General features: G+C 60.4%; 13 protein-coding genes. 10 read left to right on the top strand and 3 right to left on the bottom strand.

What is annotated here, in order from left to right; genetic code table 11:
* Positions 1 to 56: 56 nt before the first annotated feature.
* Together ydiK and BN1139_RS18250 are read right to left on the bottom strand one after the other, a co-directional pair.
* A complete protein-coding gene (gene ydiK, locus BN1139_RS18245) occupies positions 57 to 1,142 on the bottom strand; it encodes an AI-2E family transporter YdiK (protein ID WP_005355022.1) in 1,086 nt (361 codons plus the stop codon).
* The gene (locus BN1139_RS18250) at positions 1,139 to 2,527 is read right to left on the bottom strand and encodes a bifunctional NUDIX hydrolase/phosphatase PAP2 family protein (RefSeq protein WP_005355024.1); all 1,389 of its coding nucleotides are present in this window, start codon (positions 2,525 to 2,527) and stop codon (positions 1,139 to 1,141) included. Before BN1139_RS18250 ends, ydiK begins: the two co-directional genes overlap by 4 nt.
* Before the next feature lie 185 nt (positions 2,528 to 2,712).
* Here BN1139_RS18250 and BN1139_RS18255 point away from each other — a divergent pair, with 185 nt between their 5' ends.
* The 9 genes from BN1139_RS18255 (at position 2,713) to BN1139_RS18295 (ending at position 10,847) form a co-directional block, all read left to right on the top strand.
* Positions 2,713 to 3,093, top strand: a complete 381-nt coding sequence (locus tag BN1139_RS18255) for a hypothetical protein (RefSeq protein WP_005355026.1) — start codon at positions 2,713 to 2,715, stop codon at positions 3,091 to 3,093.
* 256 nt (positions 3,094 to 3,349) lie between these two features.
* Entirely contained in the window at positions 3,350 to 3,748 is a 399-nt protein-coding gene (hslR, locus tag BN1139_RS18260) for a ribosome-associated heat shock protein Hsp15 (RefSeq protein ID WP_005340141.1), read from the top strand.
* A gap of 77 nt (positions 3,749 to 3,825) precedes the next feature.
* Positions 3,826 to 4,710 carry an Hsp33 family molecular chaperone HslO gene (gene hslO / locus BN1139_RS18265; RefSeq protein ID WP_005340140.1) on the top strand — a complete coding sequence of 295 codons (885 nt, stop codon included), beginning with the start codon at positions 3,826 to 3,828 and terminating at the stop codon, positions 4,708 to 4,710.
* 149 nt (positions 4,711 to 4,859) lie between these two features.
* Positions 4,860 to 6,485, top strand: a complete 1,626-nt coding sequence (gene pckA, locus BN1139_RS18270) for a phosphoenolpyruvate carboxykinase (ATP) (protein ID WP_005340139.1) — start codon at positions 4,860 to 4,862, stop codon at positions 6,483 to 6,485.
* Positions 6,486 to 6,678: 193 nt separating this feature from the next.
* Positions 6,679 to 7,344, top strand: coding sequence for a GntR family transcriptional regulator (locus BN1139_RS18275; protein WP_005340138.1), 666 nt, complete (start codon positions 6,679 to 6,681; stop codon positions 7,342 to 7,344).
* Between the two features lie 33 nt (positions 7,345 to 7,377).
* Positions 7,378 to 9,180 carry an aminopeptidase P family protein gene (locus tag BN1139_RS18280; protein ID WP_005355029.1) on the top strand — a complete coding sequence of 601 codons (1,803 nt, stop codon included), beginning with the start codon at positions 7,378 to 7,380 and terminating at the stop codon, positions 9,178 to 9,180.
* Between the two features lie 88 nt (positions 9,181 to 9,268).
* Positions 9,269 to 9,673: a nitrous oxide-stimulated promoter family protein gene (locus BN1139_RS18285; protein WP_005355031.1), complete on the top strand. Its 405-nt coding sequence runs from the start codon at positions 9,269 to 9,271 to the stop codon at positions 9,671 to 9,673.
* Between the two features lie 111 nt (positions 9,674 to 9,784).
* Positions 9,785 to 10,282 carry a GNAT family N-acetyltransferase gene (locus tag BN1139_RS18290; RefSeq protein ID WP_005355033.1) on the top strand — a complete coding sequence of 166 codons (498 nt, stop codon included), beginning with the start codon at positions 9,785 to 9,787 and terminating at the stop codon, positions 10,280 to 10,282.
* Positions 10,283 to 10,379: 97 nt separating this feature from the next.
* Entirely contained in the window at positions 10,380 to 10,847 is a 468-nt protein-coding gene (locus BN1139_RS18295; protein ID WP_005340126.1) for an outer membrane lipoprotein, read from the top strand.
* 82 nt (positions 10,848 to 10,929) lie between these two features.
* On the opposite strand, the gene amt is transcribed toward BN1139_RS18295, so the two are convergent.
* Entirely contained in the window at positions 10,930 to 12,357 is a 1,428-nt protein-coding gene (gene amt, locus BN1139_RS18300) for an ammonium transporter (protein ID WP_005355035.1), read from the bottom strand.
* 505 nt (positions 12,358 to 12,862) lie between these two features.
* Between amt and BN1139_RS18305 the strand changes: the two genes are divergently transcribed.
* Positions 12,863 to 13,786, top strand: coding sequence for a GGDEF domain-containing protein (locus tag BN1139_RS18305; protein ID WP_005355037.1), 924 nt, complete (start codon positions 12,863 to 12,865; stop codon positions 13,784 to 13,786).
* Positions 13,787 to 13,858 lie beyond the last annotated feature (72 nt).

Below are 13,858 nucleotides of genomic sequence, written 5' to 3' on the forward strand. Positions count from 1 at the left end.
CCTATTTCAGGACTAGACATAGCGATGGATGGCTGAATCGTCTTTTTACTGAATCGTCACTCGGCTTTGGGCGCTTCAACCGCAGCGGCCGCAGGTTGGTCATCTTCCTTGATCCAGGCATCCAGCAGGGTGTAGCCCACCGCCAACACGACCGGGCCGATAAAGAGACCGATGATCCCCATGGTCAGCAAGCCACCGATTACCCCCACCAGAATGAGGATCAGCGGCAGGTCGGCGCCCCGCTTGATCAGGAAGGGGCGCAGGAAGTTGTCCATGGTGCCCGCAATCAATGACCACACCAGCAGGAAGGTGCCCCAGGTGGTGTCGCCGCTCCAGTAGAGGTAGCCGATACAGGCCAGCAGCACCGGGAAGGGGCCGATCTGGGCAACGATCAGCAGGAACATCACTACCACCAGCACCATGGCGTAAGGGATACCGGCAATCAGCAGGCCGACACCGGCCACCGAGGATTGCACCAGCGCGGTCACCACCACCCCCATCGCCACGGCGCGGATCGCCTGTGAAGCCAGCACGGTAGCGTTGTCACCACGCTGACCCGCCAGCCGGTGGGCGAAGCGGCGAATGCCGGTCGCCACCACTTCACCGGAGTGATAGAGCACACCACAGATACCGACCGTCAGCAGGAAGTGGACAAACAGCAGCCCCAGATTACCGGCCTGAGAGGCCAACCAGCGGGCGGTCTGGCCAAAATAGGGGGCCAGTTTGGCAAACAGCACCTGACCACCGCTCGCCAGAATTTGCTGCCAGAAGTCATAGAGCTTGTCGCCCACCAGCGGGATCTGTTGCAGCCAGAGCAGCTCCGGCGGCGGTGACTGGCTGATATGGGTACCCAGCTCGATCAGCATGGGCGCCTTCTCCGCCACATTGGCCAGCGTCATAAAGAGCGGGATGACAAACATCAGCAGCAGCACCAGCGTCATAAACAGTGCCGCCAGGGTGCGCTTGCCCCACAACAGGCGCTGCACCATCAGCATCAACGGCCAGGTGGCGATGGTGATCATGGTGGCCCACACCAGCGCAGGCAGGAAGGGCTGCAACACCAGGAAACAGGAGATAATCAGGATGCTGAGAAACAGCACCCCCAGGGTTATCTTGGCCAAATCCACTTTTTTCACATTCATAGAGTTCCCTTGTCAGAGCCGTTGCCCTTGGGTCGTGTGTCGCATTTCAAGAAAGAGAGTATCCACCAGAGGCCAGCGCTCAACCAGAGCCCCAGCCCGAAAAAGAGCACAAACTGACCAAGCAGGATAGTGAGCGAACTACTGGTCAACAGTGGCAATGCCCACGCGCCCACCACCATCAGCAGCATGCCCGCCAGCACCACGGCACCGGTCAGCCACGGGGAATAACCGTCGCGCACCAGCGTAGCCCTTCCCCCGAGCCAGAGGCCCAGCGCCGCCAGCCCGATCCCGGCCAGATGGGCCGACTGGCTCAGGCCAGCGCAAACCAGTGCCGCAGCGATCAGCAAACCCCAGGCGGATGAACGCTGATCCAGCCGCCAGTAGGGACGAACCGCCAGCAGCAAGGCGCCAATCAGCAGGCCAACCGCCACATCGGAGATAAAGTGCACCCCGAGCCAGACCCGCGCCAGACCTGTGGTCAGCGCCAGCAGCAAGGCCAGCGAATAGGCCAGCCCGCGCCGGGCAGGCCAGAGCCAGCCAAGCAGCGCCCCCCAGAACAGCAAGGCCGAAGCTGTATGGCCGCTCGGCATGCCAAAGCCCTGGGCACTGTGAGTCGCCAGTTCAGGTTGCAGATGGAAGGGGCGCGGCCAGCCGATCCCCTCCTTGCTTGCCTGCACCAGCAAGCCGAGCCAGAGCATGGCGAACAGCAGCTGGCGCAGCCGCGGCCACCCCAGCAGCGGGAGCAGCAAAGGTATCAGGGCAAGCTGAAAGCCGCCTGAACCAAACAGATTGCTGACCGACAGCCACCAGACATCGGGCCCCAGCCACTGTTGCAGGTGCAGCATCAGCGGGATCTCGGCCTGATGCAGCGCATTGCCCTGCGCCACGAAATCGGCCTGCCAATGCACCTCGCTCTCGGGCACCTTATCCAGTCGGGATTGCAGCCAGTCGAGCTGATCCGGGAAGCGGCGCTGCTCGCGGGGCAGCTGGTCGATGGCGATCAGCCGGGCGTTAAGAATCTCCCCGCCCAGATTGGGAGCTTTCAGCAGCGAGACAAAATCGGAATCTTGCTGCGCGACAATCGGCTCCAGAGTGCGACAGGCGAAGATAACCGCCCGCTGCCAGCGGCCCAGCTCCTGCACCACCTCCCCCCGCAAGCCGGTCTCTTCATAGAGTTCGCGCAGTGCCGCCTGCTGCGGGCTCTCACCGCCATCTATATAGCCACCGCTCAGGCTGTAGCGGGAGGAGATGCGATCCTGCACCAGCAGCAGTTGACCCTGATGGCGGATGGCGCAGGCCGCTGCCGTGGGGCCAGCCGGTTCGGCGCTCAGAGCTGGCAGAGCGGCAAACAGCGCCAGCAAGAGTAAAAAGAGGGTTCTCGACATCAATTTGCTTTCCCTATGCACAATGGCGACAAGCCTCCCAGAAATCAGATAGTTGGGCAATGCTGGCGGCCTGTTCAGCGCTGATCCGGCCATGATGGCCACACCGGGAAGATTGCGATGAGCGAGGGCACTCCCTACTATTGGCGGCTATCTTCAATGTCATGCAGCAACCGCTGGAGCCCTCCATGAGACAGTTCGGCTTTTTCCTCGGCATCGCTATCGGTGTCATCCTGATCCTGTTCGGCAGCATCGTCATCTTCCAGGCGCTCCCTGCCGCACTGGATGTACTGGAGATGCCAAGCAGCATCCCGTTCGTGCGCGAGGTCTACACCTGGCTGATGACCAGCGCCAACGGCCTCACCGCCCAGCTGGAGCAGAACTTCCTGGAAGCGTTCCAGACCGTGCTCAAGCTGATCCTGCTCATCACTTTCATGTGGGTCTGCGTCAAGCTGGTCAACATGGGGGTGCTGATTATCCGTGCCGGGGTGGATCTCATCCGCACCGCCATCGCCCACAGCGAAGGCCCCCACGACCAGAAGAAGCCGGATCAGCACGATCACTTCTGACTCTGACATGGTTGATGGATGTGAACGCTGCCGCCCCCAACCGGGGCGGCAGTGTTATATGCGCGGTATGAAGACCCCTCCCAGCCCCCATGAATACCCGATAAAGCACCGGCTTTCCCTTGTGAATCAGCAAACTGCCCATATGTTGCATCACCTTGACATGGTTTGCGCCCCGCGCGGCGGCTGCCCGGTTTCTATCCCGACCCCGTGCTCTGGTATAATCGACCACCTCTTTTCCCCGTTATGGAGCCTGTTCATGCCCAATCATGCAGAAAGTGCCCTCGAGGTTCGTCTCGACAAGTGGTTGTGGGCAGCCCGTTTCTACAAGACCCGCTCCATTGCGCGGGATCAGATAGACGGGGGCAAGGTGCACTACAATGGTCAGCGCAGCAAACCGGGCAAACAGGTGGAAGTGGGTGCACTGATCCGCTTCTGGCAGGGGCAGGATGAACGCGAAGTGCGGGTGCTGGCCTTGAGCGAGCAGCGTAAATCAGCCCCGCTGGCCCAGCAGCTCTATGAAGAGACCGCCGAGAGCCTGAAAAAACGGGCCGAGAATAGCGAGGCGCGCCGCTTCAACAGCCAGTTTGCCCCCAGCCCCGAGCGCCGCCCCGACAAGCAGGAGCGACGCCAGTTGCTCAAGGTCAAACAGTACTGACCGACCCCGATTTGATACCGGGCTGGCATCAACCCCAGCCCGCCCGATTTACCTCACCGAAAAGCCAGGAATACATGATGAGCAACCAAGATCTGCTGTATCGCTATCTGTTTGAAGAGTACGAAGTGCGTGGCGAGCTGGTCCAGCTGGATCACACCTACCGCCACGTAGTGGAAGCCCAGAACTACCCGGTGCAGGTGCAAAAACTGCTGGGCGAGCTGCTGGTCGCCACCAGCCTGCTGACCGCCACCCTCAAGTTTGAAGGCTCCATCACGGTGCAACTGCAGGGCGATGGCCCGGTGCGTCTGGCCGTGATCAACGGTGACAACAACCAGCAGCTGCGCGGCGTGGCCCGCTATGAAGGCGAGCTGCCGAGCGATGGCAAGCTGCAGAGCCTGATTGGCAACGGCCAGCTGATCATCACCATCACCCCGGAGCAGGGTGAGCGCTATCAGGGCATCATCGCGCTGGACGCCGATACCCTGGCGGGCTGCCTGGAGCACTACTTCGCCCGCTCCGAACAGCTGGCCACCAAGCTGTGGATCCGCACCGGCTATCACGAAGGTGCGCCGCGCGCTGCCGGCATCATGCTGCAGGAGCTGCCCGCCCAGAGCGAGGATCACAGCAACGATTTCGATCACCTGACCCAGCTCACCAGCACCATCAAGGATGAAGAGCTGTTCGGCCTGCAGGCAGAAGAGATCCTCTACCGTCTCTACCATCAGGACAAGGTGCGGGTGTTCGATCCGCAGGCGGTCGAGTTCCGTTGCACCTGCTCCCGCGAGCGCTGCGAAGGAGCCCTGTTGCAGATAGAAAAGGAAGAGGTCATGGAGATGGTGCAGGAGCTCGGCAAGATCGACATGCACTGTGATTATTGCGGCGCCCAGTACCAATTTAATGGGATCGATGTCGAAACCCTGTTCAGCAGGGCTCCCGGCAATGATGCAAACCAGTTACACTAATTAAAGGCGGGCAAAACCCGCCTTTAACTTTAATAACAAAAAAATACCCTATTTTATAAAGTTTGATGGCGATCGCTAAACTCTACCACCTAAGTGATAGGATGACCGTCAGATAGAACCCTACCAACCTCTGAACCCAGGAGAATACAATGACAATCGTGGCAGAACCCACCCTGGCCCAACAATTAGGACTGGACCAGTACGGCATCAAAAACAGCCAAGAAATCGTTCGCAACCCCTCTTACGAGCAGCTTTTCGCCGAAGAGACACGCCCTGACCTGGAAGGGTTCGAGCGCGGTGTGGTGACCGAGCTGGGCGCCGTCAACGTAAACACCGGTATCTTCACCGGTCGCTCCCCGAAAGATAAATATATCGTCAAAGATGCCACTACCCAGGATACTGTGTGGTGGTCTGACCAGGGTAAAAACGATAACAAAGCTATTACCCCGGAGGTGTGGTCACATCTGAAAGGGCTGGTCACCAAACAGCTCTCCGGCAAGCGCCTGTTTGTAGTCGACGGTTTCTGCGGTGCCAACCCGGATACCCGCCTGGCCGTGCGCATCATCACCGAGGTGGCCTGGCAGGCACACTTCGTGAAAAACATGTTCATCCGTCCGAGCGATGAAGAGCTGAAAACCTTCAAGCCTGACTTCGTGGTGATGAACGGTGCCAAGTGCACCAACCCGAACTGGAAAGAACAGGGTCTCAACTCCGAGAACTTTGTTGCCTTCAACATGACCGAGAAGATGCAGCTCATCGGTGGCACCTGGTACGGTGGCGAGATGAAGAAGGGCATGTTCTCCATGATGAACTACTTCCTGCCCCTGCGCGGCATTGCCTCCATGCACTGCTCCGCCAACGTGGGTCAGGACGGCGACGTCGCCATCTTCTTCGGCCTCTCCGGCACCGGCAAGACCACCCTCTCCACCGATCCCAAGCGTCAGCTGATCGGCGATGACGAGCACGGCTGGGATGACCACGGCGTGTTCAACTTCGAAGGGGGCTGCTACGCCAAGACCATCAAGCTCTCCGAAGAGGCCGAGCCGGACATCTACCACGCCATCCGTCGCGATGCGCTGCTGGAGAACGTGACCGTTGCTGCCGATGGCACCATCGACTTCGATGATGGCTCCAAGACCGAGAACACCCGCGTCTCCTACCCCATCTATCACATCGACAACATCGTCAAGCCGGTCTCCAAGGCAGGTCACGCCACCAAGGTGATCTTCCTGACTGCCGACGCCTTCGGCGTGCTGCCCCCGGTCTCCAAACTGACCAAGGAGCAGACCAAGTACCACTTCCTGTCTGGCTTCACCGCCAAACTGGCCGGTACCGAGCGCGGCATCACCGAGCCGACCCCGACCTTCTCCTCCTGCTTCGGCGCAGCCTTCCTCTCCCTGCACCCGACCAAGTACGGTCAGGAGCTGGTGAAACGGATGGAAGCGGCAGGGGCAGAGGCCTATCTGGTCAACACCGGCTGGAACGGCACCGGCAAGCGCATCTCCATCAAGGATACCCGCGCCATCATCGATGCCATCCTGGATGGCTCCATCGAGAAGGCAGAGACCAAGGTGCTGCCGATCTTCAATCTGGAGATCCCGACCGCACTGCACGATGTGAACCCGGCGATCCTCGACCCGCGCGACACTTACGCCGACAAGGCCGAGTGGGATGCCAAGGCCGTCGATCTGGCAGGGCGCTTCATCAAGAACTTCGAGCGCTTCACCGATAACGACGAAGGCAAACGTCTGGTTGCGGCAGGCCCGCAGCTGTAACAGGCTCGCTTCGTATCAGTGACATCATGCCGGTCAGCCACACTGACCGGCATTTTTGTTTTTGTGGAGCCCCGAACGCTGCCATCGCCCCCGTTAAAGGGGCCAAAACCTTGCCTTTGCCTGTTGTGACAGGTTAGATTCAGCCAAACTTTATACAATATACAATTCTGTAACGCCCAATCGTGACCCGACCATGACCCCACCCTACAAGACCCGAACCCAGATGGTGATGGAAAACCTCCGTGGCCGGATCCTCCGTGGGGAGTTCCCCGCTGGCGCACCCTTGCGTCAGGATGCCATCGCCAAAGAGCTGGCCGTGAGCCGCATCCCGGTGCGCGAAGCCCTGATGCAGTTGGAAGCGCAGGGGCTGGTGAAGTTCGAAGCCCATCGCGGCGCCGTGGTCACCATGCTGGACGCCTCGGCCATTGAAGAGCTCTTTTATTTGCGAGCGCTGCTGGAAGCCGATACCCTGTTTCACGCCGTCGACAAGATGACGGAAGCCACCTTCGCGCAAGCGGAGGCGATCCTCGCCCAGTTTGATCACGCCCTGGAGTCAGGCACCCAGATCGAACATTGGGCCGAGTTGAACCACAGCTTTCACGCCACCCTCTATCAGGCAGCCGGTCGCCCCCAGGCACTTGAACTGATCGCCCAGATCAATCTGAGCTGTGACCGCTATGTCCGCTTCGAGCTGCTGTTTGCCAGCGACGGGGTGGACAAGGCGGAGCGTGAACACGCCCAATTGCTGGAACTGTGCCGCGCCCGGCGCAAGCACGAGGCGGTGGTACTGCTCAGGCAGCATATCGAAGCAGCAGGTCAGTCGATCAAGCGGATCCTGGCCAGCGGCCATAAAAACTGAACACTCATATAGCAACCATCTGGCACTAACGACATGAATAATTTCGAGATAATTGAAACCCGCGTCGCCCAAGTCAGGGCCGAGCTGGCCATGCAGGAGTTGGACGCATTTATCGTCCCCCACGATGATGAGCACCTCGGCGAGTACATCCCCGCCTATGCCGAGCGGCTTGACTGGATCACCGGTTTCAACGGCTCTGCCGGGGTCGCCATCATCATGGCCCAGCGGGCAGCCCTCTTTGTCGATGGTCGCTATACGGTGCAGGCGCGGATGCAAACGCCCGCCGAACTGTTCGAATTCCTCCACCTCATTGAAAATCCTCATGTGCAGTGGCTGGCCGAACAGCTGCCGTCAGGCTCCCGGGTCGGCTTCGATGCCCGCCTGCACAGCCTGACCTGGTACAAGAATGCCAAGGCCGTGCTGGCTGATCGCGGTATCGAGCTGATCCGCGTCGAGCAGAACCCCATCGATCTGAACTGGAGCGATCGCCCGGAGCCGACCAAGAGCCCGGTCATCCTCTACAGCGAGGAGTTGGCGGGCCAGTCCAGCCAGTCCAAACGTGAACAGCTGGCGGCCGACCTGCGCAAGCGCGGGCTGGATGCGGTGCTGCTGACCCAGGCCGAGCCCATCAACTGGCTGCTCAACCTGCGCGGCCGCGATATCGACCGGCTGCCGGTGGTGCTGGGCTTTGCTGTGCTCTACGCCAACACCAGCATGGATTTCTTCGTCGATACCGACAAAATTGACTGCTTCGCCTTTACCCAACACGTTGGGCAGGATGTCTCCGTCTACCCCATCGACAAGCTGGGCGACGTGCTGCAGCGCATCGGTGAAGATCAGCAGAAGGTGCTGGCCGATCCGGACAGCGCCAACGCCTGGACCCAGCTCGTCATGGAAGAGGCGGGCGCCATTCTGGTGGCAGGGCAAGACCCCACCATGCTGCCGAAAGCGTGCAAGAACGAGATCGAGCTAACGGGTATGCGTGCCGCTCACCTGCGTGATGGCGTGGCCATGACCCGCTTCCTTGCCTGGCTGGATCGGCTGGTCGCCTCCGGCGAGTTCGAAGGGGTGGATGAAGGCACTCTGGCCGATCAGGTGGAAGCGTTCCGCCGCGAGCAGGAACACTACGTCGAGCCGAGCTTCGATACCATCTCCGCGCTCGGCCCCAACGCCGCCATGTGCCACTACCACCATACCAATGGCACCCCGCGCGCGTTTGGCCAGGACAGCCTCTATCTTCTGGACTCCGGCGCCCAGTATATGGATGGCACCACCGACATCACCCGCACCATCAAGGTGGGTGAGGTGAGCGACGAGCAGAAAGCGATGTTTACCCGGGTACTGCAGGGTCATATCGCGCTGGATCAGGCCCGCTTCCCCCGCGGCACCGCCGGTATCCAGCTCGACGTGCTGGCCCGCATGCCGCTGTGGCAGGCCGGTTACAACTATGACCATGGCACCGGTCACGGCGTCGGCCACTTCCTGAGTGTCCACGAAGGGCCCCAGCGCATCGCGCCGAAAGGGAGCATGGTTGCACTGCAGCCGGGCATGGTGCTCTCCAACGAGCCGGGCTACTACCGTGAAGATGGCTTCGGCATCCGCTGCGAGAACCTGGTAGTCGTGACCGAGCTGGAACAGGTTGGCGAGCTGCCGATGCTGGGCTTCGAGCGGCTGACCTACGTGCCGTTCGATACCCGCCTGATCGACCGCAGCCTGCTGAGCCCGGCCGAATTCCGCTGGATCAACGAATACCATGTCGAGGTGTTCCGCCGCCTGAGCCCACTGCTCGAAGGCGAGGATCTCGCCTGGCTGGAGCAGGCAACCAGCCTCATCTGATGACACAGGGCCTGCGGGCCCTGTTTTTTTATCCCCCCTTTTGACCTGTATCAACACCCAAAGCGAGCAGGTCAGGAGAATGGCGACCATGAAAAGTCATCATGCCAGCCCAGCCCGGGGCTCACACGCCGCAGCCAGCAAAAAGGCGAGTGACCATCCCAGACTCATGCGCGAGCAGCAGACGGTCAGCGCCATGATCCGCCTCTACTGCCAGCACCATCATCAGGATCCCCATTGCCGCCACTGTCGCCAGTTGCGGGATTTCGCCCATCAGCGCCTGCGTCGCTGCCGTTATGGCCACGACCACAAACCCACCTGCGCCAACTGCAATATCCACTGTTACGCACCGGCGATGCGCAAACAGATCCAGCAGGTGATGAAGTGGAGCGGCCCGCGCATGTTGCTGCGCCACCCCTGGCTCACCCTCCGCCACCTGCTCGACGGCTTGCGCAAAGCTCCCAAACTGCCCCAGAGCCGCCCCCTGCCGCCATAACCGCCAATCCCTTGCATCCGGCAGGGGATGACCACTACCCTATGACTCCTTTTTTGCCGTTGACCCCAAGGTCAGCGGCGTTGCCGAACCTTTGCTGCCAATGGAGTCCTGATGCACCACAACCCGCCCCTGCTACGCCCCGCCACCCACCATGACATGCACGCCATCTGGCAGATCGATGCCAAGGTGTTTGGCGAAGATGTCTATCCCGCCTTCTTCTTCCGTCAGGCGATGGATTTGTGGCCCGAGTTGTTGCTGGTGGCTGAATACGAGGGGCAGCTGGTGGGTTATGTGCTGGGGGGATTCGGTCAGGAGCGGTCGCAAGGCTGGGTACTCTCGCTGGCGGTGCTGCCCGAGGCACGCGGTTTTGGTCTGGCCGAGCGAATGATGCGCCAGATGGAGGCCAACCAGCAGGCGCTGCAGATCAGCGAACTGCGGCTCACAGTCGATCCGGCCAATCCGGCCCAGCGCCTCTACTACCGGCTCGGTTACACATTGCAGGCGGAAATAGCCGACTATTTCGGCCCCGGAGAAGACCGTCTGCTGCTGGTTAAAACCCTCTCCAGTACAGCTGCGATTCAAGGACAAAACCGGTTACAGAACGCATAATTGGTTACATTTTGCCGATTTCATGTGTGACGGGGTTGGAGTAAAGTTCACTCATCAACCGGATTGTTCAAATTACGTGCAGCCCAGGAGGCCCACCATGTTGAAGCGTATGACCCTTATTGCCCTGCTGGCAGCGACCACCATCACCGGATGCGCCAACAGTGACGTTTACTCTGGCGATGTCTACACCAAAGACCGCGCCAAACAGGTGCAGACCGTCAGCTACGGCACCATCATCTCCACCCGCCCAGTGAAGATCCAGGCCGATGAGAACTCCCTGATTGGCACCATTGGCGGCGCCGTAGTCGGTGGCCTGCTGGGCAGCACAGTCGGTGGCGGCACCGGACGCGACATCGCAGCCGCAGGCGGCGCTATCGCCGGTGCAGCGGCAGGTAACGCCATCGGCAACAAGATGAATCAGGTCGACGGCGTCGAGCTGGAGATCAAGAAAGAGAACGGCGAAGCCATCGTGGTGGTGCAGAAAGCCAGCCCCACCTTCACCCCGGGTGCTCGCGTGCGCATGACCCAGGGCAATGGCAGCATCAACGTGGCCGTCGTGAATTAAGCGTGTGAATTCAGGTTTCGTCACGCTCGAGCCATAAAAAAACCGCCGATCCCGGCGGTTTTTTGTTGTCTGGCATTCGGGATTACATGCTGTAAGCCTTCTCGCCGTGGGAGGTGACATCCAGCCCTTCCCGCTCGGCATCGCCGTTCACCCGCAGACCCACCAGCATATCGACCGCCTTGAAGGCAATCGCCGCCACGGCACCGGACCAGAGCAGGGTGACACCGACCCCGATGGCCTGGATCTTCACCTGAGTCAGGATGGAGTAGCCCTCGGCAACCTGATTGGTGACATAGTCCCACACCCCGGTGCCGCCCAGATCCGGACTGGCAAAGACGCCGGTCAGCAGAGCACCGAGAATACCGCACACCCCGTGTACGCCAAACACGTCCAGACTGTCATCGGCCCCCAGCAGGCGCTTGAGACCGTGGACACCCCACAGACCCGCCACGCCACTGATAAGGCCCATCACCAGACCACCGCCCACACCGACGAAACCGGCTGCCGGGGTGATCACCACCAGACCGGACACCGCACCGGATGCCGCACCCAGCAGGGAGGGACGTCCCTTCATCACCCACTCGGCCAGCGTCCATGAGAGAGCTGCTGCAGCCGGCGCCACCCAGGTGTTGATAAAGGCGAGTGCGGCGATACCGTTGGCTTCCAGCGCGGAGCCCGCGTTGAAACCGAACCAGCCGAACCAGAGCAGGGAGGCACCGATCATGGTCATGGTCAGGCTGTGGGGGGTCATGGGATCACGACCGTAGCCCAGACGCTTGCCCACCAGATAGGCACCCACCAAACCCGCCACAGCGGCGTTGATGTGCACCACGGTGCCGCCTGCAAAGTCCAGCGCACCATGCTGGAACAGATAACCGGCAGTGGCGGTCGCTGTGGCCGCAGCCTCGGCGCTGGTATAAGCATCCGGACCCGCCCAGTACCACACCATATGAGCCAGTGGGATATAGGCGAAGGTGAACCAGATCACCGAGAAGAGCAGCACGGCGGCGAACTTGATGCGCTCGGCAAACGCCCCCACGATAAGGCCGCAGGTAATGGCGGCAAATGCCCCCTGGAACACCACATAGATCAGCTCGCTAATCCCGACCCCCTTGCTGAAGGTGGCAGCGATGGAGTCAGGGGTCACCCCCTTGAGCAGCACCTTGCTGAAGGAGCCGTAGAAATTGCCCCCCTCGGTAAAGGCCAGCGAATAACCGTAGATCACCCAGAGCACGCAGATGAGGCAGAACAGGGTAAAGACTTGCATCAGCACACTCAGCATGTTTTTGGCCCGCACCAGACCACCGTAGAAGAGGGCCAGACCGGGGATCGACATCAGGATCACCAGCGCCGCCGAGAGCAGCATCCAGGTGTTGTCACCCTTGTTGATTGTCATGGCGGCAACCGGTGCCACCGCCGCCTGTACCTGAGCGACCTCTTCGGCCCAACTTGGGGTAACCAGCAAGGCAGGCAACATCGTCAGACCCGCCATCATCCATTTTTTGACCATAGAGCACTCTCCTTCCCTGTCGTACCGGTACAAGACCGGCTCCGTTTCCCTGATTTAATCTGTGGCGAATCGCAAGGTGTTGCTGCAACCCGCCAGAATCACACCCGCGCCCTGCACGGGGATGCCTCTTGCCACTTCCTCATCACTGCGTCTGCCGCCGATGACCGCAAGAGACCGTCTGACATGTAAAAAGCATAAAGCGGGCCACAAATTTAAATCCTTTTAAATCATTGCATTAGAAAGGTCGCGCATCATCAACGCACCAATTTGGCGCATGAGCTGCGCTAACCTGCCCAGGGTCGCCCTGTCACAGGGCAGGCGATACGTCGCGCACCAGAAGTGCGCAAACCCGGAGCCAGCCCACAAGCTGACGTCATCGATATCGCGCGCTGCGGGCCCGCTCGTTTACACTGACAGACCAGCCGTTTCCTGTTATCCGACCACGGCATGCCATTACGCAGCCCCTTGTTTGCAAGGTGATGGCAGTCCCAATCCGAGGAACACCATGCAGTTCGATCGTCTCGACATCAGCCTCTCCCACTACCGTCATCTCGACCGGGAGCATCGCGTCCACATCTCGCTGCTGGGGATAGTGATGCTGGCCATCATGGCCCTTCATCTATTGCTGTTGCCCCACTTCCCTTACGAGCGCTTTTACGCCGTCAGCTTTGGCTTCGAGGTGATCAACTGGCTCACCATGCTGTTCCTGTTCTGGGTGGTACAGTGCGCCCACCTGCCCACCCACACCTACCGCATGCTCTCCTGCGGTCTGATGTTGTGGATCATGGGGGCAACCGCCGACATCATGGATGAGCTGGTGGCGCAGCCACTCTGGCTCGCCATCTATGCCGAGGATCTGCTGCGCTCCAGCGGCATCCTGCTCAGCAGCATCGGCATCCTGAGCACCATGCACCACCTCTTCCACATCAATACCCAGCTCAGACAACAGGCACTGTTCGACGATCTGACCCGGCTGCCAAACCGGCGCTACTTTCATCAGCAGCTGTTTCTGGAGCAGGGGATTTGCCACACCCTCATCCTGCTGGATCTGGATCACTTCAAGCTGATCAATGACAACTACGGCCACGATATCGGGGATCGGGTGTTGCAGCAGTTTGGCGAGCTGTTGCAACAGCACTGCCCGCCCGGTGCGCTGGCGGCCCGTGTCGGGGGTGAAGAGTTTGCCCTGCTGCTGCCCGTCGCCCACGAAGCCGAGCTACAGCAACTGGCCAACACCCTGCTCACTGCGACCCGCACCATAGCTCCCGACCCGACCCATACCATGACGGTCAGTCTGGGAGTGGGGATCCGCGAGCCCAAGGAGCCGGCAGTCTCGCTGTTCAAGCGGGTGGATCAGGCGCTTTATGGCGCCAAGGAGGCGGGCAGAAACTGCGCGGTATGGGCGATGCCGACTAACAAGGAGGTATGAAGATCTGCAGGTTGATTGCCGATAACGGCGAAACATTGCTGCTGAAACAGGGGCCCAAGGGCCCCTGTTTCA

It is taken from the genome of Aeromonas veronii bv. veronii (assembly GCF_000820225.1).
Classification (GTDB): Bacteria; Pseudomonadota; Gammaproteobacteria; order Enterobacterales; family Aeromonadaceae; genus Aeromonas; species Aeromonas veronii.

Bases quoted from the DNA above. Each gene is read 5' to 3' on its own strand.
- BN1139_RS18295 (WP_005340126.1), top strand. From the start codon at position 10,380: ATGTTGAAGCGTATGACCCTTATTGCCCTGCTGGCAGCGACCACCATC.
- BN1139_RS18305 (WP_005355037.1), top strand. From the start codon at position 12,863: ATGCAGTTCGATCGTCTCGACATCAGCCTCTCCCACTACCGTCATCTC.
- pckA (WP_005340139.1), top strand. From the start codon at position 4,860: ATGACAATCGTGGCAGAACCCACCCTGGCCCAACAATTAGGACTGGAC.
- BN1139_RS18250 (WP_005355024.1), bottom strand. From the start codon at position 2,527: ATGTCGAGAACCCTCTTTTTACTCTTGCTGGCGCTGTTTGCCGCTCTG.
- hslO (WP_005340140.1), top strand. From the start codon at position 3,826: ATGAGCAACCAAGATCTGCTGTATCGCTATCTGTTTGAAGAGTACGAA.
- BN1139_RS18275 (WP_005340138.1), top strand. From the start codon at position 6,679: ATGACCCCACCCTACAAGACCCGAACCCAGATGGTGATGGAAAACCTC.
- amt (WP_005355035.1), bottom strand. From the start codon at position 12,357: ATGGTCAAAAAATGGATGATGGCGGGTCTGACGATGTTGCCTGCCTTG.
- BN1139_RS18280 (WP_005355029.1), top strand. From the start codon at position 7,378: ATGAATAATTTCGAGATAATTGAAACCCGCGTCGCCCAAGTCAGGGCC.
- BN1139_RS18255 (WP_005355026.1), top strand. From the start codon at position 2,713: ATGAGACAGTTCGGCTTTTTCCTCGGCATCGCTATCGGTGTCATCCTG.
- hslR (WP_005340141.1), top strand. From the start codon at position 3,350: ATGCCCAATCATGCAGAAAGTGCCCTCGAGGTTCGTCTCGACAAGTGG.
- ydiK (WP_005355022.1), bottom strand. From the start codon at position 1,142: ATGAATGTGAAAAAAGTGGATTTGGCCAAGATAACCCTGGGGGTGCTG.
- BN1139_RS18290 (WP_005355033.1), top strand. From the start codon at position 9,785: ATGCACCACAACCCGCCCCTGCTACGCCCCGCCACCCACCATGACATG.
- BN1139_RS18285 (WP_005355031.1), top strand. From the start codon at position 9,269: ATGAAAAGTCATCATGCCAGCCCAGCCCGGGGCTCACACGCCGCAGCC.